Source organism: Clostridium kluyveri, from assembly GCF_001902295.1.
In the GTDB taxonomy this organism is placed as follows: Bacteria; Bacillota; Clostridia; order Clostridiales; family Clostridiaceae; genus Clostridium_B; species Clostridium_B kluyveri_B.
In genome coordinates this window covers 4,201,101-4,225,994 of sequence record NZ_CP018335.1, presented here as the reverse complement: position 1 = coordinate 4,225,994, position 24,894 = coordinate 4,201,101, and the positions used below count along the sequence as shown (strand labels likewise).

General features: G+C 29.1%; 25 protein-coding genes, 1 tRNA gene, 1 riboswitch and 1 other annotated feature. Of the genes, 16 read left to right on the top strand and 10 right to left on the bottom strand.

The genetic code is table 11. The features are described 5' to 3' along the window. Nucleotides 1-43 precede the first annotated feature (43 nt). Nucleotides 44-310 carry an EscU/YscU/HrcU family type III secretion system export apparatus switch protein gene (locus tag BS101_RS20705; RefSeq protein ID WP_073540609.1) on the top strand — a complete coding sequence of 89 codons (267 nt, stop codon included), beginning with the start codon at nt 44-46 and terminating at the stop codon, nt 308-310. Between the two features lie 4 nt (nt 311-314). Then, entirely contained in the window at nt 315-1,001 is a 687-nt protein-coding gene (locus BS101_RS20700) for a metallophosphoesterase (RefSeq protein WP_073540599.1), read from the top strand. Between the two features lie 80 nt (nt 1,002-1,081). Here BS101_RS20700 and BS101_RS20695 read toward each other — a convergent pair whose 3' ends face one another. Beyond that, nucleotides 1,082-1,882, bottom strand: a complete 801-nt coding sequence (locus tag BS101_RS20695) for a DUF2225 domain-containing protein (RefSeq protein ID WP_431732546.1) — start codon at nt 1,880-1,882, stop codon at nt 1,082-1,084. A 119-nt stretch (nt 1,883-2,001) separates the two neighbouring features. Here BS101_RS20695 and BS101_RS20690 point away from each other — a divergent pair, with 119 nt between their 5' ends. Then, the gene (locus tag BS101_RS20690) at nt 2,002-2,793 is read left to right on the top strand and encodes a GTP pyrophosphokinase (RefSeq protein WP_012103928.1); all 792 of its coding nucleotides are present in this window, start codon (nt 2,002-2,004) and stop codon (nt 2,791-2,793) included. 29 nt (nt 2,794-2,822) lie between these two features. Here the strand turns inward: BS101_RS20690 and leuS are convergent, their stop codons facing one another. The 8 genes from leuS to BS101_RS20645 form a co-directional block, all read right to left on the bottom strand. Next, complete coding sequence (gene leuS, locus BS101_RS20685; protein WP_073540597.1) at nt 2,823-5,258, bottom strand: leucine--tRNA ligase; 2,436 nt, start codon at nt 5,256-5,258, stop codon at nt 2,823-2,825. A 160-nt stretch (nt 5,259-5,418) separates the two neighbouring features. Further along, nucleotides 5,419-5,628, bottom strand: a binding site (T-box leader). Nucleotides 5,629-5,747: 119 nt separating this feature from the next. Continuing rightward, nucleotides 5,748-5,822: transfer RNA gene (locus BS101_RS20680), tRNA-Gln, on the bottom strand. Nucleotides 5,823-6,446: 624 nt separating this feature from the next. Further along, a complete protein-coding gene (locus BS101_RS20670; RefSeq protein ID WP_073540594.1) occupies nt 6,447-7,034 on the bottom strand; it encodes a J domain-containing protein in 588 nt (195 codons plus the stop codon). Further along, nucleotides 7,018-7,899, bottom strand: a complete 882-nt coding sequence (locus BS101_RS20665) for a DUF5685 family protein (protein ID WP_073540592.1) — start codon at nt 7,897-7,899, stop codon at nt 7,018-7,020. Before BS101_RS20665 ends, BS101_RS20670 begins: the two co-directional genes overlap by 17 nt. A 9-nt stretch (nt 7,900-7,908) precedes the next feature. Continuing rightward, the gene (locus tag BS101_RS20660; RefSeq protein WP_073540590.1) at nt 7,909-8,448 is read right to left on the bottom strand and encodes a class IV adenylate cyclase; all 540 of its coding nucleotides are present in this window, start codon (nt 8,446-8,448) and stop codon (nt 7,909-7,911) included. 226 nt (nt 8,449-8,674) lie between these two features. Next, complete coding sequence (fba, locus tag BS101_RS20655; protein ID WP_073540588.1) at nt 8,675-9,604, bottom strand: class II fructose-1,6-bisphosphate aldolase; 930 nt, start codon at nt 9,602-9,604, stop codon at nt 8,675-8,677. A 388-nt stretch (nt 9,605-9,992) separates the two neighbouring features. Next, nucleotides 9,993-10,373 carry a DUF4363 family protein gene (locus BS101_RS20650; RefSeq protein ID WP_073540586.1) on the bottom strand — a complete coding sequence of 127 codons (381 nt, stop codon included), beginning with the start codon at nt 10,371-10,373 and terminating at the stop codon, nt 9,993-9,995. Between the two features lie 11 nt (nt 10,374-10,384). Continuing rightward, nucleotides 10,385-11,065 carry a DUF421 domain-containing protein gene (locus BS101_RS20645; RefSeq protein WP_073540584.1) on the bottom strand — a complete coding sequence of 227 codons (681 nt, stop codon included), beginning with the start codon at nt 11,063-11,065 and terminating at the stop codon, nt 10,385-10,387. Between the two features lie 198 nt (nt 11,066-11,263). On the opposite strand from BS101_RS20645, the gene BS101_RS20640 reads away from it, so the two are divergent. From BS101_RS20640 to BS101_RS20630, 3 genes are all read left to right on the top strand, one after another. After that, entirely contained in the window at nt 11,264-12,910 is a 1,647-nt protein-coding gene (locus tag BS101_RS20640) for a nucleoside kinase (protein ID WP_198039625.1), read from the top strand. Between the two features lie 350 nt (nt 12,911-13,260). Further along, a complete protein-coding gene (locus tag BS101_RS20635) occupies nt 13,261-14,574 on the top strand; it encodes an acetyl-CoA hydrolase/transferase family protein (protein ID WP_073540580.1) in 1,314 nt (437 codons plus the stop codon). 228 nt (nt 14,575-14,802) lie between these two features. Continuing rightward, nucleotides 14,803-15,180: a hypothetical protein gene (locus BS101_RS20630; protein WP_073540578.1), complete on the top strand. Its 378-nt coding sequence runs from the start codon at nt 14,803-14,805 to the stop codon at nt 15,178-15,180. 62 nt (nt 15,181-15,242) lie between these two features. Here the strand turns inward: BS101_RS20630 and pssA are convergent, their stop codons facing one another. Then, nucleotides 15,243-15,764 carry a CDP-diacylglycerol--serine O-phosphatidyltransferase gene (gene pssA, locus BS101_RS20625; RefSeq protein ID WP_073540576.1) on the bottom strand — a complete coding sequence of 174 codons (522 nt, stop codon included), beginning with the start codon at nt 15,762-15,764 and terminating at the stop codon, nt 15,243-15,245. A 386-nt stretch (nt 15,765-16,150) separates the two neighbouring features. On the opposite strand from pssA, the gene BS101_RS20620 reads away from it, so the two are divergent. The 10 genes from BS101_RS20620 to BS101_RS20575 all read left to right on the top strand — a co-directional run bounded on the left by BS101_RS20620 (nt 16,151) and on the right by BS101_RS20575 (nt 24,886). Continuing rightward, complete coding sequence (locus tag BS101_RS20620) at nt 16,151-16,642, top strand: TVP38/TMEM64 family protein (protein WP_242951348.1); 492 nt, start codon at nt 16,151-16,153, stop codon at nt 16,640-16,642. A 61-nt stretch (nt 16,643-16,703) separates the two neighbouring features. Further along, nucleotides 16,704-17,132: a CBS domain-containing protein gene (locus BS101_RS20615; protein WP_073540572.1), complete on the top strand. Its 429-nt coding sequence runs from the start codon at nt 16,704-16,706 to the stop codon at nt 17,130-17,132. Between the two features lie 213 nt (nt 17,133-17,345). Next, nucleotides 17,346-18,236 carry a YegS/Rv2252/BmrU family lipid kinase gene (locus BS101_RS20610; protein ID WP_073540570.1) on the top strand — a complete coding sequence of 297 codons (891 nt, stop codon included), beginning with the start codon at nt 17,346-17,348 and terminating at the stop codon, nt 18,234-18,236. 89 nt (nt 18,237-18,325) lie between these two features. Then, a complete protein-coding gene (locus tag BS101_RS20605; RefSeq protein WP_073540568.1) occupies nt 18,326-18,976 on the top strand; it encodes a hypothetical protein in 651 nt (216 codons plus the stop codon). 167 nt (nt 18,977-19,143) lie between these two features. Next, nucleotides 19,144-19,315, top strand: a riboswitch (M-box (ykoK) riboswitch). A 214-nt stretch (nt 19,316-19,529) separates the two neighbouring features. After that, nucleotides 19,530-20,792: a magnesium transporter gene (locus BS101_RS20600; RefSeq protein WP_073540566.1), complete on the top strand. Its 1,263-nt coding sequence runs from the start codon at nt 19,530-19,532 to the stop codon at nt 20,790-20,792. A gap of 144 nt (nt 20,793-20,936) precedes the next feature. Then, nucleotides 20,937-21,629 (top strand): spore cortex-lytic enzyme, encoded by a 693-nt coding sequence (gene sleB / locus BS101_RS20595; RefSeq protein WP_073540564.1) that lies wholly within the window; start codon nt 20,937-20,939, stop codon nt 21,627-21,629. A gap of 104 nt (nt 21,630-21,733) precedes the next feature. Beyond that, nucleotides 21,734-22,213, top strand: coding sequence for a PTS sugar transporter subunit IIA (locus BS101_RS20590; protein ID WP_073540562.1), 480 nt, complete (start codon nt 21,734-21,736; stop codon nt 22,211-22,213). Nucleotides 22,214-22,491: 278 nt separating this feature from the next. Continuing rightward, nucleotides 22,492-22,842 carry a DUF6514 family protein gene (locus BS101_RS20585; protein WP_073540560.1) on the top strand — a complete coding sequence of 117 codons (351 nt, stop codon included), beginning with the start codon at nt 22,492-22,494 and terminating at the stop codon, nt 22,840-22,842. Between the two features lie 168 nt (nt 22,843-23,010). Continuing rightward, nucleotides 23,011-23,415 carry a holo-ACP synthase gene (acpS, locus tag BS101_RS20580; protein ID WP_012103907.1) on the top strand — a complete coding sequence of 135 codons (405 nt, stop codon included), beginning with the start codon at nt 23,011-23,013 and terminating at the stop codon, nt 23,413-23,415. Continuing rightward, nucleotides 23,387-24,886 (top strand): bifunctional ADP-dependent NAD(P)H-hydrate dehydratase/NAD(P)H-hydrate epimerase, encoded by a 1,500-nt coding sequence (locus tag BS101_RS20575; RefSeq protein WP_073540558.1) that lies wholly within the window; start codon nt 23,387-23,389, stop codon nt 24,884-24,886. The genes acpS and BS101_RS20575 overlap by 29 nt, the downstream gene beginning before the upstream one ends. The last annotated feature ends 8 nt before the right edge of the window (nt 24,887-24,894 follow it).

Below are 24,894 nucleotides of genomic sequence, written 5' to 3'. Positions count from 1 at the left end.
TACAGGAGGTAAAAATATCTGAGAAATAAATGGGGAGAATGTTATGAAAAATAGGAAAAAAGCAGTAGCTTTAAAGTATGAACCAACATATGAAGCACCTATGGTTACTGCAGCAGGTATTGGACAAATAGCGGACAACATATTGAATAAAGCAAGGGAAAGCAATATACCTATAGTTTATGACCAGGAACTTACTAATCTTTTGAGTAATGTGGATATAGGAAATAGTATACCTATTGAACTATATGATGCAGTGGCAAAAGTGATAGCCTATGTAGTAGATGTAGACGAAAATATAAGTAGAAGGTGATTGTGTGGCACTATTTGCAATATCAGATTTACATTTAGATATAACTGGGAATAAACCCATGGGTGTTTTTGGATATAATTGGATAGAACATGATAATAAAATAAAAAAAAATTGGATTGATAATATAACTGGGGAAGATACAATACTTGTAGCAGGAGACATATCCTGGTCTATGAATATAAAATCAGGATTTGGTGATTTAGAGTGGATTCATAATCTGCCTGGAAGAAAGATTTTGGTAAAAGGCAATCATGATTATTGGTGGAGCAGTATTACCAAATTAAACAATTTGTATGAAGATATGAATTTCATACAAAATAATTTTTTTGGATATAAAGATTATGCCATATGTGGCACTAGGGGATGGATTTGTCCAGGAAGTGAAAATTTTTCAACCCATGATGATAAAATATATAATAGGGAGCTTTTGAGAATGAAAAATTCTTTAAATTCCGCAGTGAAAGCAGGATATGATAAATTTATAGTGATGATTCACTATCCCCCTATAGGAGAAAAATTTATGAATTCTGATTTTAGATGTATATTTGAAAATTATGGTGTAGAAAAAGTTATATATGGACACCTTCATGGAGAATCTCTTTCAAAATCTATAACTGGAGTTGTAAATGGAGTGGAATACATAGTAACTTCCGCAGATTACATAAATTTTAATCCGATAAGGATACTATGAAGTAAATTACAGGCTATACTGCAAGTTTAAAATGTTTTTAAAACAAATTTAATTTGCACTTAACCTGTAAGATTTAAATATTATTTGTGAAACTTAGAAAAAATATTTTGTTTTTTATTATCTTTTAAATTATCTTCAGAGTTTGTATCCTCTAAGTTGGTTTTTATCAAATCTTTTTGATCACGAGCCATATTTTTAATTTTTTGTGATGCTGTAGGAGCGGTTATTACTTGTCCAAACCATATTAAGGATTCCTCTTCTCTATCAGTACGTCTGCATATTTCACCTATAAGGTACATAGTAGTAAATCTATCCATACCGCATATAGGGAAATTCTCATTATAGTAGGCGTTTTTGAAATTTTCCAGGGCATAATTTAAATACTCCAGTTCACTTTTTTTATCTTCTTTTAATCGAAACATCCATGCTATTTTTAGCAGGTTAATTGCTTTTTTACTGGCTCTGGCTTTGATAATATCATAATTTAAAAGAGATAGTTTGTACCTTTGTATTGCTAAATTTAGATTATATACTTCAGGGTAATTTTTACTATGCCATTTTGGTAAAATTTCAGTTCTTATTATATTTGCATCATAGTCACTTAAATTTTCAAAATCACTTTTTATAGATGCATAACCGCATCTATCACATACCCATACATCATAAAAATATGGATTTATAATTGAATATCTTATAAAAAGATCAGAGTCTTTTTTTAATATTCTATATGAGGATTTTTTTATAGCCTTAGCATTAAATATTGTACTGCAAACGGGACAAGTTATCTTTTTATTGTAAAGCATTAATTTTTGCTTATCTTCATCATATAGATGATTCTTCTTCTCTGAAGTGTCTGAAGTTGAAAATGTGTTATCAAGCACGTCTGTATCACCTCCACTAATTAGTATAATTATTATATCAAACATGGAGATTAAAATCATATATTTTTAGTATATTTGATATAATGTTATTATATACTTTTCTGTTGGAGGTGATTTATATGGCTATAGGGGAATGGAAAACATTTTTAATACCATATGACCAAGCTGTAGAAGAATTAAAAGTGAAATTTAGAAGCATACGAAAAGAATATAGAAGAAGGAATGAATATTCGCCAATAGAATTTGTTACGGGCAGGGTAAAAGAGATATCGAGTATATTAGAGAAAGCTAATAAGTTTAACATACCACTTGATAGAATAAGATATGAAATAGAAGATATAGCAGGTATAAGGATTATGTGCCAGTTTGTAGATGACATAGATAAAGTGGTTAAGATAGTGAGAAATAGAAAAGATATGAATATAATGTATGAAAAAGATTATATAGATAATGTAAAAGAAAGCGGTTATAGAAGTTATCACGTAATAATTAAGTATCCCGTTAATATGGCAGAGGGGGAAATGGAAATACTGGCAGAATTTCAGATAAGAACACTTGCCATGAATTTTTGGGCTACTATAGAACATTCCTTAAATTATAAATACAAGCAGGATATTCCCGATCATATTAAATTAAAACTTAAAAATGCCGCAGATGCTGCATTTCAGCTGGATGAGCAAATGCTCCAAATCAAAGACGAGATAAAGGATGCCCAAAAATTATTTGAAGTAAAATCCAATTTAGTTTCTGATATAATGAATAATATATTGACATTGTCATCCATGGGTAAGCTAGTTGAAGCAACAAGGTATCAAGGACAGTTAAATAAATTAATTGAAGAGGGAGAAGTATTTGAGTTAGTGAATTTGTTAAGAGCTACAGAAAAATTACTTAAAATTTATAAACAATAGATAATAAAAAACCACCAGTGAACTGGTGGTTAAGGTTTAACTACTATATTTACAAGTCTTCCTTTTACTACTATAATTTTTTTTATGTTTTTTCCTTCTAATAAAGGTGTAATATTATCATTGGATATAGATAGCTCTTTTATTTGTTCATCATTTAAATTTGTAGGTATATTTATTTTAGCCTTAATTTTACCGTTTATTTGAATGGCTATTTCTACTTCTTCTTTTACTAAAGCTTTAGGGTCAAATTCAGGCCATTTTTCATTAAATATAGAATATTTTTGTCCTAATACCTCCCATTGTTCCTCTGCAAAGTGAGGTGCGAAAGGAGCTATTATCTTTATAAAATCAAGTATAGTATCTTTTAAAAGGGATATGTTTTTAGTATCCTCCTGAATATATTTATAAAGTGAATTTGTGAATTCCATAATTCTAGCAATAGCTGTGTTAAATTGAAACTTGCCTGCATCTTCTGATACAGATTTTATTGAATAATTTCTTGAGTAATTCAATTCCTTTTCTGCAGTATCCATTGAATTTTTGAAGTTCTTACCACTATTTATAAGTTCTGTTATGCTGCCTACAATTCTTTCAATTCTATCTACAAATTTACTCATGGATTTGATACCGTCATCGTTCCAGGCACCACCTTCGGCATAATCAAATCCGAACATTAAGTACATTCTAAATACATCTGAACCATATTTTTGTATACAGTCATCTGGAGATATGGTGTTACCCTTGGACTTACTCATTTTTTGACCATCAGGTCCAAGTATCAATCCTTGATGTCTTAAGGATAAAAAGGGTTCATCGAAATTTAAAAAACCCATATCTCTAAGTGCTTTAGTGATAAATCTAGCATACAAAAGGTGCATACATGCGTGTTCGGAACCACCTACATACATATCTACAGGAAGTAGTTTATTTATTTTATCCTTATCAAAGGCTTTTTCTGTATTTTTATTATCAGCATATCTTAAGTAATACCAGGAGGAACACACAAATGTATCTAATGTATCAGCTTCTCTTTTGGCAGGTTTACCGCAAATAGGGCATGTAGTATTCATAAACTCTTCTGATTTTAGAAGAGGAGATTTTCCATCAGGAGAAAATTGTACATCATAAGGAAGCTCAACCGGTAAATCACTTTCTGGTACTGGGACTGTACCGCATTCTTTACAGTATATTATAGGTATGGGTGTTCCCCAGTATCTTTGTCTTGATACAAGCCAGTCTCTTAATCTATAATTTATTTTTCCAGAACCTAATCCAACGTTTTCTAGTTCCTTGGTCACAGCTTCTTTACCTTCTGGAGTATATGATCCATTAAATTTATCACTATTTATCATCTTTCCGTATTCTACATAAGGTAGGGAAGAGCCTCCTTCTATAACTCTTTCAATAGGCAATTTGTATTTTGTGGCAAATTCGAAATCCCTTTCGTCATGAGCAGGAACTGCCATTACAGCACCTGTACCGTAGGTGTTTAATACATAATCTCCTATCCATATAGGTACTTTTCTTCCGTTTATAGGATTTATAGCGTAGGAACCCGTAAATACACCTGTTTTTTCTCTGGTAATTGATTGTCTTTCAATGTCAGTCTGCTTTTTAGCAGCTTCTCTATATTTTTCAACTTCTTCTTTATATTCTTCTTTAGTAACACTATCCACTAAATCATTTTCAGGGGATATGACTACATAGGTAACACCAAACAATGTATCCACTCGGGTGGTAAATACATTAAATTTTATATCAGAATCTGCTACCTTAAAAGTTACATCTGTACCTGTGGATTTACCCATCCAGTGTCTTTGCATAGCTTTTGTTTTTTCCGGCCAATCTATATTATCAAGATCTCTAAGCAATTCTTCAGTGTAATCTGTTATTTTAAAAAACCATTGTGTTAAATCCTTTTTTGTAACTTCCGTACCACAGCGTTCACATTCACCTTCTTTTACTTGTTCATTGGCAAGTACTGTATTACAGCTGGGACACCAATTTACAGGGGCATTTTTCCTATAAGCCAAGCCGTGTTTATATAATTGGAGAAATAGCCATTGATTCCATTTATAGTAATCAGGGCGGCAGGTAACTACCTCGTTCTCCCAATTGAACATAGCTCCCATGGATTTAAGCTGTTTTTCCATGGTATCAATATTCTTTTCAGTAGAATCTTTTGGATGAATTCCAGTTTTTATGGCATAGTTTTCAGCAGGAAGACCGAAAGCATCAAATCCCATGGGCTGAAATACATTATATCCTTGCATTCTTTTCATTCTGGCCCAAGAATCTACAGGTGCATAGTTAAACCAGTGACCTGCATGTAAATTACTGCCAGAAGGATAAGAGAACATCTCTAGAGTATATAATTTTTTGTTTGATTTTTTTTCATCAAATGTATAAATATTTGTTTGGTCCCATTTTTGTTGCCATTTTTTATCTGTTTTAGTACTGTACATAATATCTTCTCCTTTTACTTATGTTTTTATAGATTAAAGAGATTCTGATAAATTACATCAGATAAGAAACAGTAGGTCTTAAGTAATTTTTATTTATACTTCCACATTTTTTTATTTCAGTATAGTTTTAGAATATAAAAAAGCTTTTCATCTCTTAGGATTAAGAGACGAAAAGACTACTTTCCGCGGTACCACTCTAATTAAATCAATAAAATTGATTTCACTCAAAATAAATAACGGTTTCTACCGTATCTGATTTTTTCAGATAAAGCTCTTAAGGTGAGTTCATATTCTATTCACGCTGTTTTTCACCCTGCAACAGTTCTCTTTGGTGATATAAATACTACTATTCCTTCTTCAAAGCTAAGTATTGAATTATTTTACATTTTATAATAGCAACCGACTTTTTGTCAAGAGCTGCCCTTAAATAAAGTAAATTATAATTTTAAAATTATTTTAAAAGAGAACCCGTAAAACAAGAGTTCTCTTTGGCTGCCCATGCTGGATTCGAACCAACAGATGCCTGTTCCAGAGACAGGTGCCTTACCATTTGGCGAATGGGCAATATTATGTGAATCTCAACACTAAATATTATATCATCCTAAATTTATATGTCAATAGTTTCATTTTAATAAAGTACAATTTATCTTAGGGCCTTTAGTATATATTTATTAGTGTAATTTATGAACAATGTTAATAAATAATCATATATTAAAAATATTATTTGTACTCCTACTATAATTAAATATAAATTAAACTTTATTTTTAAAAGTTCAGGAAAAAACAGACTATATAACAGGAATAGTATTAATAAACATAGATTAAAAAATAATAGTTTTAATATGATTTCAATAGGTAGTTTTCTTATTTTTTCTATATAGTATTTAACAAGTCCATAGAGACCGAAAAATACCACATAGGATAATACTGTTCCCTTTAATCCACATATTAAGAGAGATAATAAGGCAGTTGAAATATAAATTGTAAAGGCAATTTTTTCGTTTGTAATTATTACAGCTAACGGGATGACAAATGAAGACAGGGTCAGTAAATAAGTTTTGTTTAAAGGAACTATCCCACTTAAGTACACTAAAATAACGCTTATGGCAGTTAATAGGCCTCCCTTGGCAATATAAGAGGAATTACTAGAAATCCTAGCCATACTAAAATCCATCCTTTCTTTAAGTATTAACAGCCCCCGCAATCACCACAATCACAAAGACAGTCAAGACAATATAAGGTAGCACAAATATTGCATATATCATCTCTTCTTCTAGTATCGTAATAAGGCTGTCTATAAGAATTATTCATTCCTCTAAGTTTGTTGAGTGCATTTTGATATTTAAAGTTGTTAGGATCAAGACTACAAGCCGTAGTCAAATTATTATAAGCATCATTATACCAGGCTCTTCTCATATTTAAAATTCCCATAAGGTAATGCCACTGGGCATCTCTTGTCTTAATTCCCATAAGTACTGATTCCGCATTTCTGATATTACCATTATAAATATCATTTTCTACAGATTGATAAGTTGAGGAGTTAGAGCCGCTGTAAGTATTATCACTCCTACTATTATATGTACCTTTTGATGGGTTCTTCATTAAATAATCATAAGCTTCATTTATTTCTCTCATTTTATCTTCAGCTAGATCCTTAAGTGGATTATTGCCATATTGATCAGGATGATATCTTTTTGCCAGAGTTCTATAGGCTTTTTTTATTTCCTCTTGTGAAGCATTTTCCTTTATTTCTAGTATTTCATATGGATTTTTCATTTTTGTAAACACCCCTTTTAAATACTCTATCCATTTTATCTAAAAGTCCATATTGTAGTATATTATAAATTAATTCTTTATTTTTTTTTATGGGAAGCTTGTTAAAAATATTTGTGCATTGTGCTGCACAAGTTCCTAAAATAAAATCTATTCTAGGCATTATTTCTATTATAAAATTATCATAACAAAGATCTTTATCATTAAAGCAGACATTTATGGCATTAAATTTATTTTTCTGCATATCCCTTTTTAAATCATCAAATGCATCTATAATATATATCCATTTTCCTAGATTATATCCAAGTAAATACAAGTCTTCAACGGAAGCATTATAATTATTATAAGATTTTAGTATAAATCCTGTAAGGTCTCCAAAGGGATGTGATAAAGCATCTATGGACATACTTTGGGAACTTTTTTCTAGTGTATATAAATTTTCAAGTTTATTTTTTATATTTTCAAAAATGTTTTTAAAGTTATCAGGCATATTACTTAAATATCTTTTTAAGCATAAATACATTATTTTGCCCTTTAAAGAATTCTCATCATAAACATCATCTAGAACTTTAAAATAGCTTAGAGATATATTACAAAAAGCTGCATATTTTAAAGGAGCGTTATCTTTTAAAATAATTTTTTTGTTTGCAGGATGGAATAAACAGCGTTTTTTCATATAAACTTGATTGTCACATTCTAATGAATCTAAAAGTAGAGCTAAAAAAGTCATATCATAGTTCAAAGAAACCCTAGGTATATTTCCTATATTATTTTTTATGGATATACATAATCCACAATAATAGGCTTTGAATTTTTCATAATCTTTCATTTTAAGTTCCATTTTGCATGGGGTTACATAACCAAACATATAATTTTCCTATCTTTTTTTATTTTTGCCCAATATTTCATATATGGTTTCAGAGGTGGTGTCCTCTAGAGAATATCCAAGTAAATTTACTATTTCATAGAGTTCCTGGTCGTTTGCTGATTCTATTTCCAAATAGGGAAATGGGCAAAAAGATTTTTCATTTATATCTATTTCAATTAGACTATGTTTGTATTTGTAACTTTCTCTGTATTTTTTTATAGATTGCAATAATTTTAATCCCAGTGTTTGAAAGATATTTTTTCCTGCTTCCCTATTCAATATTTCTGTTTCATCTTCTTCCATTATTTTATATTTTCCCTGGCTCAAAAGTTTTTTAGTAGTCATATAACAATGAGTAGAATTATGTATTAAATCTTCTATAACTCTTATTCTAGCATATCCTTTATTCTTTATTAAAAACCCATTCTCAAAATCGTATATTTCATTTATCTGATTCTCCATTTTAACCTTTAAAGCATTAACTACTCTTAATCTGTTTCGTATATCATCAGGGTCTATTTGTATTATTCGTGTTTCATACTCCTTCATAAAATTCACTCCATTTACAAAACTACTTATTTTGCATTATACCATAAAAGTGAGTCAGCATAATTAATTTAATAAAATAAAATGATAGTGTTTGGATAAAAATAAAGAACTCTCCTGAATTTAGGAAAGTTCCATAATATAACTTTATCCGAATGCGGTAATTGGTTGATATTTCCATATTCTTCAAAGTGGTAGATAAGCGTGGCTAACGTGCCTAGATAAGTTCTTATAAGGAATTGGATGATCCTAAAACATTGTCTATTTTATCTTCAACAACTTTTTGAATAGCATCTCTTCCAGCACCTAAATACTTTCTTGGATCGAAAACCTTTGGACTATCTCCAAAAGTTTTTCTTATAGCAGCAGTCATGCTCAACCTAAGGTCTGTATCCATATTTATTTTACATACAGCCATGCTAGAGGCTTTTCTAAGCATATCTATAGGGATTCCTTTGGCATCAGCTATGTTTCCACCATATTTGTTACAAGTTTCTACAGCTTTAGGATCTACAGCTGAAGCTCCATGGAGAACTATAGGAAAGTTCGGAAGGTTTTTCTGTATTTTTTCTAATATATCAAATCTTAATTTAGGTTTAAAGTTTGGAGGGAACTTAAAAGCTCCGTGGGATGTTCCTATGGCTATAGCTAGAGAATCTACACCTGTTCTATTTACAAAGTCTATAGCTTGTTCTGGATCTGTATATATATGATCTGAAGCAGATATTTCATCTTCAATTCCTGCAAGTACACCAAGTTCTGCTTCTACTACTACCCCGTGAGAATGGGAATATTCCACTACTTGTTTGGTTTGAGATACATTGTCTTCATAGTCTAAATGTGAACCATCAAACATAACAGAGGTAAAGCCTGTTTCTATACACAATTTTACAGTTTCAAAATCTGGACCATGATCTAAATGGAGGGCAATATCTATTCCAGTATCCTCTACAGCAGCATCTACCATAGCTTTTAAATATTTTGGTCCTGCATATTTCATTGCACTTGCTGAACATTGCAGGATAACAGCAGAATTTTTAGCTTTAGCCCCATTTACCACCCCTTGAATTATTTCCATATTATTGATGTTAAATGCACCTATTGAGTAATGTCCTTTGTAAGCCTTTTCAAACATTTTTTTAGTAGTAACTAATGCCATTTCTTATTCCACCCTTTCAATAATAAAATATTTTAGGTATCTTAGAGTAAATAATAATTGCAAGATAATAAGTCTATCTTTAAACATTATTGTGTAAAATAGATTCTCATATCAACTATTTATTTGTTTCAAGATGCCTTTTTTAAAATATATATTCTTAATGTTATTTTAAATGCTAATACTGTTAATAACCAATTTCCATTATACATTAATATTTATTATTTTCCATAATCTAATCTTTAAAATTTTTTTAATTTAATATTCATGGTTATTTATGATATTAAGTATATGCTATACATTAAACAATATACTATAAATATATAATATATACACTTATAGTATATCATAAATAATTTATTTTTACTACAATATCAATATAATACATTTACTAGAATAAATTTTCTATATTTAATTGCTGCATATGAAGTATACTGTAAATTGAATTTTTTATTATATTTACAGAAATTAAAGCCTCTTCTTTATTTTTGTATGTTGTATAGTGAATAAGTTTCCACAGTTCATTATTAATGTCATCAATTTCATGATGGTTTGAAAAGATAGATAACTTTGATGAATATTTTTTCCATTCTGCCATAAGATGTTCAGAATTTTTATAGGATTCCTCCCAGTCATTTGCTTGAATAGCTTGCTCTATTTTAACATTTAAATTTTGTAATTTTATACAGGTGTTATTTAAATATTTTATTGAGAATATTATAGAAAATAGCATTAAAATAAATATGGAGAAAGATATTATTGTATTTTTCATTTAATCACATCCTAGCTACTTTTTTCTTTTAATTGATAATAAAACTTTCCCTTTGAATCTAGAAGAGCTATTAATATATCCTTTGTAGAAGATATACTATTTTTTTTCAGCATATTATATAGCCAGTCTTCAGTTTTGTTTGCCTTGATCAAATTTTTTAAATTTATTTTTCCATCTAATACTAGGGTTATAGGTAAAGTATCCTGAGTAGATTTTATTTTTAGGTCTGCTCTGGTTACAGGGGCAGCTTCTGTTTTAGGTATAACTGAGAGTTGTCCGCTGGTTTCCAGTATTGCATATTCCACATCAGCTAAATTATAATATCCTTGCATTCTAAGTTCTTCTATCAAATCATTCATATTAAATTTTTCGTTTTTTAATTCTCTTAAGTTTAACTCTCCCTTTTCAATTAATATACTGGGTTTTCCACTAAAAATTAATCTCATTTTTTCACTTTTTAGCTGGCATAAGCCCATTAAAGTCTGCATCATTAAAAGTGTTATTATGGGTATTATGCCATGAGTTATGGACACCCTGGTATCTTGCATTGGAAGAGAGGCCAATTCTGATATCATTATTGCTATAGATAGTTCAAAAGGCTCCATTTCACCTATTTGTTTTTTACCCATAAGACGCATGGATACAACTACCAGTAAATATAAGATAATAGTTCTAAAAAGTATTGTAAACATAAAGTATCACCTTCTAAAATTTTATAGTTAATTATATTTTTACATTTAATACAGAAAATTATAAGTAAAATTAACACAATTATAATTAAATATGAAGTATAATATATTACTAAAGGAGTTGAAGTTTATATGGGTAATAAAGATATTCAGTTAAAGGATAAGTGTATCAAACCCTTTTTACACAGGGAACAGAATGATATGTTAAAATTAAAATTAAATGGTAAAGATATAGCAGTTCCATTTGGAACTAGTCTGTATAAAATATTTAAAGATAATTATGATATCTGTCATATACCTATAGTGCTAGCTAAAGTAAATGGAAAGTATTATGAATTTACCAATTCCTTGCAGGAATCTGGGATATTTGAAATTGTGGATATAAAGGATCCATTGGGCAACAAGGCTTATATAAGGACACTTCAGTTTGTGCTTATTAAAGCTGTATACGATTTATTTCCGGAAGCTAGGGTAGTTGTAGAGCATTCGCTAAGTAAGGGTATATTTGGAGAGATTCATAAAAATACACCACTTTCCAGGGAAGATATAAAACTTATAAAGGATAAAATGGATGAAATAATAAAAAAAGATATGTATATAAGAAAAGTCGAGATAAAAAAAGAGGAAGCCATAGAAATTTTTAGAAGTTACAATATGGAAGATAAAATAACGCTTTTAAAGCATGTAAATGCAGAAAAAGTAAAATTATATGAATTGGATGGAAGGTACGATTATTTTTATGGTTCCATGGCATTTTCTACAGGCATATTAAAACTATATGATATTATGTATTATGATTCAGGATTTATACTTAGATATCCTGTAGAGTCAGATCCCTATAATCTACCTGAATTTTTGGAATATAAAAAATTGAGTAATATATTTTATGAAACCAAGCAGTGGGATAATATACTAGATGTAGGGAATGTGGGCTCTCTAAATGATAAAGTAGAAAGCAATGAAATTATAGATATGATAAGGGTAGCTGAAGCACTCCATGAGAAAAAAATTGCATATATAGCAGATATGATATCTGATAGAAGTGAAATAAAGGTTGTATTAATTGCAGGTCCAAGTTCCTCTGGAAAAACTACCTTTGCAAAAAGACTTTCTATACAGCTGAGAGTAAATGGAATTAAACCGGTTCCAATTTCTTTGGATGACTATTTTGTAGACAGAAAGCATACTCCTAAAGATGAAAATGGTAATTATGATTTTGAAGCCATATATGCTCTGGACTTGAAACTCTTTAATGAACACTTGGAATTCCTTATGAAGGGTAAGAAAATTGAAATTCCCTCCTTTGATTTTAAAGAAGGGAAAAGGGTATGGAAGGGAAAACAAATAGTACTTCCACAAAATGGAGTGATTGTAATTGAAGGAATACATGGGCTGAATGAAATATTAACTTCTTCAATAGCTGCAAAAAACAAGTTTAAAATATATATAAGTGCTCTTACACAATTGAATGTGGACAATCACAATAGAATAGCTACTACGGACGTGAGGATAATAAGAAGAATAGTAAGGGATTCTTTTTATAGATCATTTAGTGGAGAAGATACTTTGAAAATGTGGCCTTCCATAAGAAGAGGAGAAGAAAAAAATATATTTGTATTTCAGGAAAATGCGGATATTATGTTTAATTCTACGCTGGTGTATGAACTTTGTGTATTGAAAAATTATGCATTGAAGGAATTAACAAAAATAAAAAGTTCCAGCCCTGTATATTATGAGGCACTAAGACTTAAAAGTTTCTTGCACTTTTTTAAATCTGTAGATTTAAAATTTGTTCCTGACAATTCTATTTTAAGAGAATTTATAGGAGGCAGTTGTTTTTATAGTTAATAATGTATAATTTATAGTAACAATTAGTCTATATTGTGGTATAATTTAAATGAGTACTTTGTAGAATTAAATTATAAAATAAATGCATTTTTACAGTTGTGTGGGTTGCAATATGTTATAAATTAAGTAAATAAAAAATATATTGACTTTTAAGAATATGTATATTATACTCATAATAAGATAATAGGCACTTTATAATGTATTTTTATAAAATTCAACAGGTATTTTTTGCAAGGTGTTGTTATTATTTTAACAAGTAATTATATCCATATTCTCACCTGCTCATAAAATGAGGAAGGTGTTTTTATTTAAAAATTAATTAATAAAAATTTTGAAAGGTGGTTTTTAGAATGGTTTTTAAAAATTGGCAGGATCTTTATAAAAGTAAAGTTGTTAGTGCAGACGAAGCTGTATCTAAAGTAAGCTGTGGAGATAGTATAATTTTAGGCAATGCTTGTGGAGCATCTCTTACACTTTTAGATGCCTTGGCTGCAAATAAGGAAAAGTATAAGAGTGTAAAGATACACAATCTTATACTTAATTATAAAAATGATATATATACTGATCCGGAATCAGAAAAGTATATTCATGGAAATACTTTCTTTGTAAGTGGAGGTACAAAGGAAGCAGTTAATTGTAATAGAACAGATTATACTCCATGCTTTTTTTATGAAATACCAAAATTATTAAAACAAAAGTATATAAATGCAGATGTAGCTTTTATTCATGTAAGTAAACCGGATAGTCATGGATACTGTAGTTTTGGAGTATCAACTGATTATTCACAGGCAATGGTACAGTCTGCAAAGCTTATAATTGCAGAAGTAAACGATCAGATGCCAAGAGTTTTAGGGGACAATTTTATACACATTTCTGATATGGATTACATAGTAGAGAGTTCACGACCAATTCTAGAATTGACTCCGCCTAAAATAGGAGAAGTAGAGAAAACAATAGGAAAATACTGTGCATCTCTTGTGGAAGATGGTTCTACTCTTCAGCTTGGAATAGGAGCTATTCCAGATGCAGTACTTTTATTCTTGAAGGATAAAAAGGATTTGGGTATACATTCAGAAATGATATCCGATGGTGTTGTGGAGTTGGTTGAGGCAGGGGTAATTACAAATAAGAAAAAGTCTATTCACCCAGGAAAGATAATCATTACATTCTTAATGGGAACTAAGAAATTATATGATTTCATAAATGACAATCCTATGGTAGAAGGATATCCTGTAGATTATGTAAATGATCCTAAGGTTATTATGCAAAATTCCAAAATGGTATGTATAAATTCCTGTGTAGAAGTGGATTTTACAGGACAAGTGTGTGCTGAAAGTGTAGGTTTTAAACAGATAAGCGGTGTAGGTGGACAAGTTGATTACATGAGAGGAGCTAGCATGGCTGACGGAGGAAAATCAATTCTTGCTATACCATCTACTGCAGCTGGCGGCAAAATTTCAAGAATAGTTCCTATTTTAACTGAAGGAGCAGGAGTTACTACTTCAAGATATGATGTTCAATATGTTGTTACAGAATATGGTATTGCACTTCTCAAGGGTAAATCCATAAGAGAAAGAGCCAAGGAGCTTATAAAAATTGCACATCCTAAATTTAGGGAAGAATTAACAGCTCAATTTGAACAAAGATTCAGTTGTAAACTTTAAGATTTATTAAAAATATTATTGTTATAAAACACATTAAATTATGGATTTATATTTAATAGTTTAATGTGTTTTTCATTTTGTTATATAGTATTGAAAATTTCTCCCTTTGTTAGCATGATTTTTATTAAATAGTAATATAGTAATATAGATGATATACATTAGAAAATATAAGTTAATTACAATGTTTAGATAAATTATATATGATAAATTTAAGATAGGGTGATAAATGTGTCTCATAGAAAATTAATGGAGGAGTATTATTGTGATATAAATAATCTGACAGATTTATTATCTAAATTATCAAATAACTATAGACTGCTTATAGGAGGTGCTGGAGAGATGAATTCTATGGCGGTATCTCATAAAAAAGATATTAAAGATGCACTGCATAGAGCAAATAAGGTGGGTGATATAATTGATAAAGTGTTAAATACATTGGAAAAATCTACAGGAGGATATGTGGAATATTGTAAAATAAGAGATGAAATTATGAAGGGAAAAATGATGGTTGAATACATAGAAACTGAAATAAATGAGGAATTATTTTTGAATAGTTTAGATGATTTAGAAGATAGTGATGATGGTGATGATATAAAGGAAGATTAGGCATAGAGTGTTTCACCTAATCTTTTATATAGAATAACAAAGGTATATATCTTTTTATGATATTAAACTTTTTTAAATTTATAATTGGATATCATAAGGTAAGAAAGTGCTACAATAAGTAAAATTGTAATTTCAGAAGGGAGAGGGTGATTTAAAGTAAGTAAACAATAGAGGGATATAAACATACCTGTAAAAGTTATAGGAATACCTAAAAATTCCCCCTCAAAGTCAGTAACATTAAACCTTGCCAATCTATAAGCACCAGATATTGGTAACAATAGCACTAATAAATACCCTATTAGTCCCAATTGGGAAAAATTGTAAATATTAAAAACCAGTACTGAAGGGGCTACGCCGAATGAAACCAGATCCGCAAGAGAATCTAATTCTTTACCTAAATTACTAGAAACCTTTAAAAATCGGGCAATTCGTCCATCGTATCTATCGGCTAAACATGCAAGTAATATAAATACACCAGCCCATATATAATTTTCTTCAAAAGACATCATTAAAGACATTACACCACAACTAAGATTAGTAAATGTGAATACATTAGGCACAGAACTTTTGGCTATTTTAGCCATTGTAATCACTCCTTAAAATAAAAAATATTTTATTGTTTTAAATGAGTAAAAAGTATATAATTACATAAGCTAATTATAACTCATTTTAATAAATTAGTTAAGTAAAATATAATATATAGTATATTTATATACATACATATTGACATTATTTACAAAAATAGTGCAGTTCTATTAAGATTAATTTTTGTTAGAAGGATAATTTAAAATTTATGATATATAATAAAAAAAGTATTTTAAAATATGCAGTAAATATTTTGTTAATTATACTAATTATAGTTATGATATTTAAATATAAAAAACATTTGCATTGTGTAAATATAGAAAGTATTAAAATTTATATACAAAGTTATGGGAGACTCTCGGTTCTAATTTTTCTTTTAATTTATATGTTAAGGCCCGTAGTATTTGTAATACCTGCATCTTTGATGTCTATTATTGCAGGGAATATTTTTAATTATTATGCAGCCGTGTTATTGAGTATGATTGGATGTTTTGGTTCTGCCACAATAGCTTTCTTTTTAGCTAGGTTTCTAGGACGTTCATTTGTAGACAAGTGTTTGAAAGGAAAGGCTTTAAAGTTAAATAAAAATATAGAGAAATATGGTTTTAAGATTATGACTATGATGAGGTTGTGCTTTATATTTCCATATGATCCTTTAAGTTATAGTGCAGGACTCACAAAAATTAAATATAGAGATTTTATCTTAGGAACTTTAATAGGGGTTTTTCCGGAAATTATAGCTTATTCTTTAATGGGAAAACATCTGGGAAGTCCTTTTTCCTTTAAATTTATAATACCTGTAATAATCCTGTTTATTATAGCTTTTACTTCAATTTACATATACAAGAAGCATAAAAGTACCAGTATTTATAAGTAATATAGCTCTTTAAATTAGGAAATAATAATTTTTGAAATCCAAAATTTAAAGAGGTGTTATAATGAAGGTTGAAAATGTAATGACTAAGTCGGTAGCTAGTTTAAATCCTGATGATACTGTAGATAAGGCAGCACAAGTTATGATGGAGAATAATATAGGTTCTCTGCCAGTATGTCAACAAGGAAAGATTATAGGAATTTTAACAGATAGGGATATATCTATAAGATCCGTGGGAAATAAAGCTGCTCCTAATTCTAAAACAGTAAGGGATATCATGTCATCAAATCCAGTAACAGCATCGCCGGATATGGATGTTAAAGATGTTTCTAGAATAATGAGTGAAAGGCAGATAAGAAGGGTTCCGGTAGTAGAAAATAATAATGTAGTTGGCATAGTATCTCTAGGTGATCTGGCAGTAAATCCTAGATCCAATAATCAGGCTGGAGATGCTTTAAGCAGTATATCTCAGCCAGATAATTCACAATTTTAGAGATTAACAATTTGTAAATAAGTCCACAAGAATTACAACTAATCTTGTGGATTTATTATTCGTGGTGATATAATTATGTTACGTCATATATTTAACAATAAAGTTTTATTTTAGTTATAGAGCCTAAATTTTAATATTTAGACTAGAGTTCTAGGAATAATAATTATAATTTTGAAATTTAGTTAGAAACTTGATCATTTAGGAGAGTTCAATATGAATAAAGTAAAATTTATTTATAATCCGTATTCTGGAGAAAAAACTATAGTATATAATATAGAAAACGTTATTAAAATACATCAAAAATATGGATATCAAATAATACCTTTTAGAGTTAGTTTTGAATTTGATATGAAAGAAGCTTTCAAAGATATAGATAAAAGCTATAAATATATATTGGTGGCTGGAGGAGATGGAACAGTAGATACTGCTGTAAACCACATGAAAAGATTAAATATAAATATACCTATAGCTATACTTCCTGTAGGTACCGCTAATGATTTTGCCAAATTTATAGGTATGCCAGAAAATATTGAAGAGGCCTGTGAACAAATAGTAAATAGCATTCCTAAAAAGTTGGATTTAGGAAAAGTAAATGATAAGTATTTTATAAATGTAGCTAGTACAGGTTTATTTACAGATGTATCTCAAAAAACAGATGTGAATTTAAAAAATACAATTGGAAAGTTAGCCTACTACGTAAAGGGATTAGAACAACTTACTAATCTTAGAAAATTGAAAGTAAGAGTGAAATCTGAAAATGCGGTTTTTGATGGGAATATGTATCTGATGCTCATATTTAATGGTCAGACAGCAGGTAATCTTAAATTTGCATATAAAGCTGAGATAGATGATGGACTTTTAGATATAATTATAATAAAGGCAGGAATGATAAAAGATACTATTGCCCTCTTTATAAAAATGTTGAGAGGGGATCATCTGGAAAATACATCAGGTCTTTTATATTTTAAGTCAAATAAAATAGAAATATATTGTGACGAAGGTATAGTAACGGATATAGATGGAGAAAGGGGACCGGATTTTCCACTTATGGTAGAGTGTATAAAAGGTGGATTAGAAGTTTTGGGAATACAGGATAAATTATAATTTGAATAAGTTTTTACTTAAAATAGTAATATGAATAAGGTAATAATAATAAATATAATTTAGGATACTACTAAGAACAAGGAGGACCCATGGCAATTTATATTTTTCTATTACCTATTATATTTCTATTGCTAATTCAGGGATTGGCCTGGATTAAGTTCTTACCTTATAAAATAAAAGCAATAAGTTTTATTGTTATTACAGCTATGATATTTAGGTATATTTCAATACTGATTATGCTTTTTGCTACCAATATGGAATATCTATATATGCTTAAGATTCCTTTTTTTTTAAATTTGATTGCGGTTCCTATAATGGCGTTCACTATATTGTATATTTTTATAAGAAAAAATAATATTAAATTTTATTATATATTCATAATATCCATAGTTTTGACATTGATGTATGTTTTTATTATGTATAATTGTAAGGTTGTATTACAGAGTGTAAAAGAATCTGTATACACATTAGTTTTTTTACAACATATATATGTATATTGGACATACATAGTATTTAATACTTTAATAATATTCTTTATTATAGGGTTTGTTAATAAGAAAAGCAGCAGTGGATTAGGCATATATTTAGTATTGACAGCAGCTTCTGTAACTGTAATAGAATTTATATTATGGATTGTAGGTGTAAGAATTTTAGCAGAAAATATAGTTGGAGATATATTCTGGATTCTAGCATTAATTTATGCATTGAATAAAGTTAAGAAGAATGCAATACTTGGTTAAATTAATATTTATTTTTTAAGATAATTGAAGTTATATTATGATATATGCCATTATAATGAGTAAATTTAAAATAAATTTATGTAATAGGTAAATATAAATAAATTTTATATTTAGTGTTGCATTTCAATGAATTTGTAATATAATTATAGTATAGAATAAAATTATATATTTCTATTATGTTAGGTGAGGCTCCTATATAGATATATGCTACTGCCCGGAAACATCGAGAGATGCCAATGGGTCAACAGGTATTACCGAATTAAGGTTTTACTTAATGTAGCTGGACAAAATTTAGTCTAAAGCTATATAGTGCTAAAACTCAGACGATTTAAAAGTTTTAGTTTAATAAGGCCCTCTAGGGCTTTTTTTAATTTATTTTATTTGCATATATTTAAATTTTTTAATTTAGGTGGTGTGTTAAATGGAAAACGGACCTTATGGAGGTCGGTGTATCTTAAAACAAAAATTTCAAAATATATAGAGAATTATTTTAAATAAGTAGTCATGTTAATTTATATGAAATATTTCTCTGTATATTGGAGGAGGAATATTTATGAAAAAATTATCTAGCTTCTTTTTGAGTAAAATTCTCTACAGGAAGATCTATGACGAATTTAATGAATACGTAGGAAGGCTATGTGATATTTATGTATCCGTTGATGATGGAATACCAAGGGCTATAGGGTATAAGGTAAAAAAAAAGTCAGAAGTATATAATTGTGAGTGCAAAAATATAAATTTTTATGAAGATAATGACAAGGTAATAATAAAAGGAGAGGGAATAAGAGAAATAATACTTCAAAAATATTCTTACCTTTTGTCAAAGCATTTATTAGATAAACAGATAGTAGATATTAATGGCAAAAAACTTGTAAAGGTAAATGACATAAGAATTACAGAAATAGCAGGAGAGTATAGAGTTGTAGCTGTGGATACGGGAGTTTTAGCTTTAGGTAGAAGATTTGGCATTGAGAAGTTTGTAAAAAAGTGTTATGAATTATTTGGTAAAAAACCTGAAGACAGCTTAATAATATGGAATAATGTAGAATCTTTAGAGGTTATAGATAATAATCTTAAGTTGTGTATACCTTATAAGAAATTATCTAAACTTCATCCGGCAGATTTGGCGGATATATTAGAAGATATGGATATAAACTACAGGAAAAGAGTCTTTGAAAGCTTAGATGAAAATTTAGCTGCAGATACTTTAGAAGAAATAGCTCCTGAAATACAAGTGGACATTCTTGAGAATTTAAGTCAATCTAAAAGGGATGAAGTATTGTATAATATGCCCAATGATGAAATAGCGGACATCTTAGAGGAAGCTGATGAGGAAACTGTTGAAAAGATACTTATCAATATGAAAAAAGAAGACTTAGAAGAAGTAAAGGAGCTTATGGGTTATAAAAAAGAGACTGTGGGAAGTATAATGAATAAAGATTTCATTTCTTTTAATATAAATATAACAGTTAAGGAAACCATTGAACTTTTAAAGGAAATTAAACCGGAAGATGAGGTATCATATTATATATACATTATTGATGATAAACAAAAACTTCAAGGAGTGGTATCACTTAAGGATTTGATATTATCAAATTTTGAGGATAGCTTGAAGGATATAATGGAACGCAGTGTATCTACCATAAATCATAATGAAAATATAGATAAAGCTATAGAAATTTGCTCAAAATATAATCTTTTTTCATTACCGGTATTAGATGATGAGGGAAAGCTTTGTGGCATAGTAATAATGAATGATATAGTAGAGGATATACTAATACCTAATTGGAAGAAGAGGTTGAGAAAGGTAGGGTAATCAATATTATTATTCAAATTTTTTAAAAATACTATTAATGATCACTAGGATAGTGAAATTAATAGTATTTTTTTATGTATTTTTTACTATACATGTGAGCAAACTAAATTTACATAATAAAATTTCAAAAGGAGAGATGGTTGTATGGGCAAGAAAATTATGAGGTTTAAAATACAATTAATACTAGTATTTATTATAATATTTACATATATATCTACTTCTTTGTTTTTACTCCCCTATGGAAATGCAGTAAAAGCCATAGCTTATTATTATGGCTCAAGGGGAGACGTAGTTATAAAAATACAGACAAAGCTTAGAGATTGGGGATATTATAATGGAAGCGTAGATGGAATTTATGGATATCAAACTTATACTGCTGTGAGGTATTTTCAATCTAAAAATGGATTAAATGTGGATGGAGTAGTAGGAGATGCTACTTTGTCGGCATTAGCTATAAATGTAAGTAGTGGATCATCCGGAAGTAATAATCAGGATGTAATGCTGCTGGCACGATTGATAAATGGTGAAGCCAGAGGAGAACCTTATGAGGGGCAAGTTGCGGTTGGAGCTGTAATTTTAAATAGAACCAGAGATCCTAGATTTCCATCTACCTTGGCAGGAGTAATTTATCAACCAGGAGCATTTACTGCTGTGGTAGATGGCCAGGTACATGCTAATATGGAACAAAATTCTATAAATGCTGCCAGAGACGCTTTAAATGGGTGGGATCCTTCAGAGGGAGCAATATATTATTTTAATCCTTCCACTGCTACTAGCTCATGGATATGGTCAAGACCTCTTATTAAAATTATAGGTAAACATAGATTCTGTAGATAAAAATATATTTTAATTTTAATCCTCACGGTATATTAATATGCATTATAATTGAGTATAATAAAATTATGAAATTATAAAAATAATATATTGGGAGTGATTAAAGCATGTTTCATTTTCTAAAGAAAAATTTTGAATTAACTGCCCCAATTGATGGAGAAATAATAGATTTATCACAAGTGCCAGATCAAATATTTTCAGGAAAAATGGCGGGGGATGGTGTTGCAATTGATACTACTGGGGATATAGTTTTGGCTCCTGCAGATGGAACTGTAATTCTTATACTTAAGACAGATCATGCCTTTGGAATGGTTTTAAAAAATGGAACTGAAATATTAGTACATGTGGGCGTTGATACTGTAGAATTAAATGGAGAAGGATTAGAAAGGCTAGTAGAAGAAGGTACGCATGTAAAAGTAGGAGAGCCTATAATAAAATTAGATAGAAAATTTATAGAAGAAAAGGGATATTCTCTTATAACCTCAATTATTATAACAAATTCAGAAATCATTAAAGATATAAAATATAATGAAGGTAAAGTGGTTAAAGCTGGGAAAAATCAGTTAATTATGTATAAGTTAAAGTAAAAGTAATCAGTTTAATCATAATATTGCTTTAAATTTATAAAAAACAGAAAGTCAAAATGATTAAATTTTCGACAATATTGGTTAATAAAAATTGTTAATAAGTTGTATATAAGTATATATATTCTTATATAACCGTAGGTAGAAGATTTTTATTGTCATATATAAGGGATAATTTATAATTGTATTAATCTATGAACTGACACATTTTTTTTATAGTATATGTTAATATAATTTTAATAATATCATTGCTGTAAATAATTATGGGGAGGTATTGGTTTATGGTAGTAGAGAATTTTATTTCCACTGAGGTAGTAGAAAATACAAAATATGTATATTTTTATAGATTACTTAAGGGAAAGACAATTATCACTTATGAAAAAGAGTCAATAGAAGTTCAATCCTATGGAATAGAGGTAGAGAGACAGGATATATTAAATGAAGAATTAGTGAATGTACAGAGAGATTGCATAGAACATATAAGTCCATATAGGCATAAAGTACATAATCTAATAAGATTATTATATGAGAATAAGGTATCACCATTACATTTAGTTGATATAGCAGGTGATTATGTAGATAGATATATCTTAGATTTTGAAAGAGAAGTAAGATATATAGCAGCATATTAAATTTAATAAAAAAGAGGAGAAATCCTCTTTTTTAATTATGTAAAAACATGAAAAGTTGATATAATTTAGTTTCAATTGGACCTAATTTAGTATTTACTGTATCGATAAATAAATGTAATATAAGATATAATAGTATAATTTTAAAATTGCTCTGGGGGTGTATTGTATTTGATATTTGGTGTTGGAGTAGATATAGTTGAAATTAGGAGAATTAAAGAGGCTATCGAAAAACATAATACTTTTATAGATAGGATTTTTAGCAAAAACGAAATAGAGTATCTTAAAAATAGAAATCTAAGACCTGAATTTGTTGCAGGTAGGTTTGCAGCAAAGGAAGCTGTTGTAAAATCATTAGGTAGTGGATTTAGAGGCTTTGACTTTAAAGATATAGAAATAGACAGAACTGCTTCTGGAAGGCCAACGGTAGTGTTGAAGGGAAAAGCTAAATTAATGGCAAATAAGTATGGAAATTATAAAATCCATTTAAGCATATCTCATGGAGTAGATAATGCTATAGCTTATGCCATAATGGAGGTTGATAAAATTGAAGATAGCGACTGTAAGGATATCTAGAGATATAGATAATTATGCTATAAATCAATTTAAAATACCTGGTATTGTTTTGATGGAAAATGCAGCAATTAAGGTAATTAAAAATATAGATTTAACAAATTGCAATTCTTTCTGTGTAATATGCACCCGGGGTAATAATGGTGGAGATGGATTTGCTGTAGCAAGACATCTTTACAATCTAAATAAAAAAGTACAAGTGTTTTTAGTAGGGAAAGAAGAGGGCATGAGTGAAGACTGTAAAGTTAATTATACTATTTTAAAGAACTTGGGATTGAACATATATAAATTGAATTCTCAAGAAGAAATTGATACTCTTAAAAAATGTATACAAAAAAGTGATGTTACAATTGATGCATTGTTTGGAACAGGAATTTCCAGAGAAATAGTAGGAATACAAAGTTCTGTTATATCTTTGATAAATGAAAATAGCAAATATATAATTTCTATAGATGTTCCTTCAGGATTTAATGGAGACACGGGAAAAGTTCTGGGAAATTGTGTAAGGGCCGATGTAACCGTAACTTTTCAATTATATAAAAAAGGATTTCTGACATATGGAAGTCATGAATTTACCGGGAAAATATTAGTTGAGGATATAGGAATCCCTAAAGCAGTTGTTGAAAAATTTAGTCTGAATTATTTTATTATTGACAGAGATTTTATTAAGAAAATTTTAAAAGAAAGAAATAAATTTTCCCATAAAGGGGATTATGGAAGAGTATTTATTATAGCGGGTTCTATGGGATTTACGGGGGCCGCCTATATATGTACAGAAGGGGCTATAAAGAGTGGGGCAGGACTTGTTACTCTAGGCTGTTACGAAGATGTTAGATCCATACTTAGCTCAAAACTTATAGAAGGTATGACCGTGGATTTAAATGAAACCACAAACTTAGAAAAAACTATAGAAAAAAGTGATGTTATTGCAATAGGCCCTGGTATGGGAACTAATAAGAACACATTAAATTTATTAGAAAAAATTATAAAAAATTTTACAAAAACCGTAGTAATAGATGCAGATGGAATTAATGTTTTGAGTGGAAATCTTCATATTTTAGAAAGTAAAAAATGTTCTGTAATCATAACTCCTCACCTAGGAGAAATGTCTAGAATTACTGGTTTAGATATTGAATATATAAAAGAAAATAGAATTGAGGTGGCAAAAAAGTTTGCGAAAGAAAAAAATGTAATATTGCTTTTAAAAGGATACAACACAATTGTTACAGATGGAAATGTGGTAGCTGTGAATTCTACAGGAAATTCATCAATGGCTTCGGGAGGTATGGGAGACTGTTTAACAGGAATAATAGCTTCTTTTATAGCTCAAAGGTATAGTCTTTTTCAAGCAGTATGTGCTGCAGCATTTGTACATGGATATTGTGGAGACAAATTATCTCAAAGTATGTTTTGTGTAAATGCAAGTCATATTTTAGAAGAATTGCCGTTTTCTATAAAGGAATTAACAGAGTAATTTAAACT

What these genes read in the sequence shown, in the direction of transcription:
- BS101_RS20705 (WP_073540609.1), top strand. Translation starts at nt 44, where the DNA reads ATGAAAAATAGGAAAAAAGCAGTAGCTTTAAAGTATGAACCAACATAT.
- BS101_RS20690 (WP_012103928.1), top strand. Translation starts at nt 2,002, where the DNA reads ATGGCTATAGGGGAATGGAAAACATTTTTAATACCATATGACCAAGCT.
- leuS (WP_073540597.1), bottom strand. Translation starts at nt 5,258, where the DNA reads ATGTACAGTACTAAAACAGATAAAAAATGGCAACAAAAATGGGACCAA.
- BS101_RS20670 (WP_073540594.1), bottom strand. Translation starts at nt 7,034, where the DNA reads ATGAAAAATCCATATGAAATACTAGAAATAAAGGAAAATGCTTCACAA.
- BS101_RS20665 (WP_073540592.1), bottom strand. Translation starts at nt 7,899, where the DNA reads ATGTTTGGTTATGTAACCCCATGCAAAATGGAACTTAAAATGAAAGAT.
- BS101_RS20660 (WP_073540590.1), bottom strand. Translation starts at nt 8,448, where the DNA reads ATGAAGGAGTATGAAACACGAATAATACAAATAGACCCTGATGATATA.
- fba (WP_073540588.1), bottom strand. Translation starts at nt 9,604, where the DNA reads ATGGCATTAGTTACTACTAAAAAAATGTTTGAAAAGGCTTACAAAGGA.
- BS101_RS20650 (WP_073540586.1), bottom strand. Translation starts at nt 10,373, where the DNA reads ATGAAAAATACAATAATATCTTTCTCCATATTTATTTTAATGCTATTT.
- BS101_RS20645 (WP_073540584.1), bottom strand. Translation starts at nt 11,065, where the DNA reads ATGTTTACAATACTTTTTAGAACTATTATCTTATATTTACTGGTAGTT.
- BS101_RS20640 (WP_198039625.1), top strand. Translation starts at nt 11,264, where the DNA reads ATGTTAAAATTAAAATTAAATGGTAAAGATATAGCAGTTCCATTTGGA.
- BS101_RS20635 (WP_073540580.1), top strand. Translation starts at nt 13,261, where the DNA reads ATGGTTTTTAAAAATTGGCAGGATCTTTATAAAAGTAAAGTTGTTAGT.
- pssA (WP_073540576.1), bottom strand. Translation starts at nt 15,764, where the DNA reads ATGGCTAAAATAGCCAAAAGTTCTGTGCCTAATGTATTCACATTTACT.
- BS101_RS20620 (WP_242951348.1), top strand. Translation starts at nt 16,151, where the DNA reads ATGTTAAGGCCCGTAGTATTTGTAATACCTGCATCTTTGATGTCTATT.
- BS101_RS20615 (WP_073540572.1), top strand. Translation starts at nt 16,704, where the DNA reads ATGAAGGTTGAAAATGTAATGACTAAGTCGGTAGCTAGTTTAAATCCT.
- BS101_RS20610 (WP_073540570.1), top strand. Translation starts at nt 17,346, where the DNA reads ATGAATAAAGTAAAATTTATTTATAATCCGTATTCTGGAGAAAAAACT.
- BS101_RS20605 (WP_073540568.1), top strand. Translation starts at nt 18,326, where the DNA reads ATGGCAATTTATATTTTTCTATTACCTATTATATTTCTATTGCTAATT.
- BS101_RS20600 (WP_073540566.1), top strand. Translation starts at nt 19,530, where the DNA reads ATGAAAAAATTATCTAGCTTCTTTTTGAGTAAAATTCTCTACAGGAAG.
- sleB (WP_073540564.1), top strand. Translation starts at nt 20,937, where the DNA reads ATGGGCAAGAAAATTATGAGGTTTAAAATACAATTAATACTAGTATTT.
- BS101_RS20590 (WP_073540562.1), top strand. Translation starts at nt 21,734, where the DNA reads ATGTTTCATTTTCTAAAGAAAAATTTTGAATTAACTGCCCCAATTGAT.
- BS101_RS20585 (WP_073540560.1), top strand. Translation starts at nt 22,492, where the DNA reads ATGGTAGTAGAGAATTTTATTTCCACTGAGGTAGTAGAAAATACAAAA.